Origin of the sequence: Mesorhizobium sp. M7A.F.Ca.AU.002.02.1.1, from assembly GCF_003998535.1 — a bacterium.
Taxonomy (GTDB): domain Bacteria; phylum Pseudomonadota; class Alphaproteobacteria; order Rhizobiales; family Rhizobiaceae; genus Mesorhizobium; species Mesorhizobium ciceri.
The window spans coordinates 1-2,203 of record NZ_RZPB01000890.1 but is presented as its reverse complement, the minus strand read 5'-3'; the positions used below and the strand labels follow the sequence as shown (position 1 = coordinate 2,203).

General features: G+C 63.6%; 2 protein-coding genes. Both read right to left on the bottom strand.

The genetic code is table 11. From position 1 onward, the window contains the following. Positions 1–1,279, bottom strand: a 1,279-nt coding sequence (locus tag EN879_RS32925; RefSeq protein ID WP_127274558.1) for a cytosine deaminase, incomplete at its 3' end; no start/stop codon positions are given. 3 nt (positions 1,280–1,282) lie between these two features. Then, a complete protein-coding gene (locus tag EN879_RS32920; RefSeq protein ID WP_127274557.1) occupies positions 1,283–2,134 on the bottom strand; it encodes an ABC transporter permease in 852 nt (283 codons plus the stop codon). Positions 2,135–2,203 lie beyond the last annotated feature (69 nt).

Here is a 2,203-nt window from a genome sequence, read left to right as displayed (position 1 = left end):
GTTCGGCATAATCTGGCAATTGGCGGTCGATCGCCTTGCCGCCGCGCACCACGATGCGATCCGATTCGGGCCGCGACAGCAATTCCGTCCAGCTTCGGCCTTTGAACACGATGAAATCGGCATCACCGCCGGCAGCCAGCGTGCCGAAGCCATCAAACCGCATCACCTTGGCCGGCGTCGCGGTGACCGCTTGCGGCCAGTCGGCGACCGGATGATCGAAATGCAGGATGCGCGTCGCCATGCGGTAGACCTCCAGCATGTCGAGATCGCCATAGGCATAGAAGGGATCACGCGTGTTGTCGGAAGCAACCGCCACCGGAATGCCCCTCGCCTTCATCTCGTGCAGCAGCGTCACGCCACGCCAGCGTGGCGTGGTGCCGTCGGCGCGCCGGTCCTGCAGATAGAGATTGCACATCGGCAGCGAGACGACGGCGAGCCCCGCTTTCGCCACCTTGTCCAGCGTGTCGAGCACGTCGAGATCCGGCTGGCGCGCCAGCGAGCAGCAATGGCCGACGAGGATCTTTCCTTCGAAACCGTTCCACAGAGCGGCCTCGGCGATCTTCTTCAGCGATATGGCGGAAATGTCGTTGGTCTCGTCGGCATGGAAATCGAGATCGAGGCCATGCTTGATGGCCTGCGCGAAGACGTGATCGAGCAGCTCTTCGAGGTCCGGCGCCATATAGGTGACGACACCGAGCACGCCCTTTGCCGCGGCAACCCTCTTTGCCAGCCTGTCGAACCACTTTTTGTTGCGCACGCCTTCGACGCCGAGCAGGCAGGCGCCCTGCAACTCGATGCGGCCGCGCCATTCCTCGCGCATCGCCTCGAACGCCGGCCAGGAGATTTCCTCCTGCGGCGCGACGCTGTCGATGTGGGTGCGCAGCGCCCTTGTGCCATGGGCGTAGGCGCAGCGCAGCGAGAAATCCATCCGCCGCGCCAAATCCTCGGCGCTCCAGCGTGCCACACGATCGGCATCGGCGGCATTCAGCGCGCCCATGAACGTGCCGTCGGGATTGGGCTTTCGCGGCCAGATATGGCCCTTGTCGATATGCGTGTGGCAGTCGACGAAGCACGGCAGCACGATGCGACCGCCGAGATCGACGGCGTCGGCAGACGCTTTCAATCGGCCATGCGCGGCGATGTTGGAAATCTTGCCGTCGGCGACAGTGACGTCGGCAAGCGCGAAGCCATCGCTATCGGGGACAGCAGCGAGCCCCGGTGTCAGGGACGCGTGAAGCCTGACGTTGGTAAGCCGGTATGAACCAGTGTTGGGAATCAAGGCCTAGCGCTCCTGCTTCAGCGCGCTTTCATGCCAGCGCCGCAAGATGAGATGCGATATCAGCGACAGCACGAGGAAGATCAAAATGCCGGTCAGCGAGATCAGGAACAGCGCCGCGAACAGCCGCGGCGCGTTGAGCCGGTAGCCGGCCTCGATGATGCGCGAGGCAAGGCCGGACGACTGGCCGGTGGTACCGGCAACGAACGCGGCCACCACGGCGCCGATCAGCGACAGGCCGCCGGCGATCTTCAACCCGCCGAGGAAATAGGGCATCGCCGCCGGCAGCCTGAGATAGCGCAATTGCTGCCAGCGCGTCGCGCCGTTGAGCTTGAACATATCGCGCAGATTGCGGTCGACGGAGTTGAGGCCAAGCGTGGTGTTGGACAGGATCGGAAAGAAGGCGACGATCCAGGCGCACAGCAGAAGCTTGGTCGTCTGGTCGTTCACATAGATGTTGATCAGCGGAAAGATCGCCACGATCGGCGTCACCTGCAGCACGATGGCGAAGGGGAAGAACGACATCTCGACCCATTTCGACTGCGCGAACAGCACCGCCAGCCCGACCCCGCCTATGACCGCCAGAGCCAAGCTGAGAAAGGTGATGCGCAAGGTGACCAGCAGCGAGGAAAACAGCAGGCCGGCATCGTTGTAGAGCGTCCACAGCACCACGCCGGGACGCGGCAGGATGTATTGCGGGATCTCGTTCCACACGCAGATGCGATCCCACAGCCAGATCGCCAGGATCATGATCGCCAGCGGCAGCACCCAGCGGCCGATCCGTTCGAACCGCGCCTGGCGCACGCGGCGTGCTTCCTCGGGGTCGAGTTCGAGCACGCGCTCGTCAATGGCCGTCATAATGCGCGCCTGCTGTTGAGTTGATGGCCTTGACCAGCACGTCGGAAGCCTGACGGCACAGTGCCGCAT

Coding starts and splice junctions, on each gene's coding strand:
- EN879_RS32920 (WP_127274557.1), bottom strand. CDS start 2,134: ATGACGGCCATTGACGAGCGCGTGCTCGAACTCGACCCCGAGGAAGCA.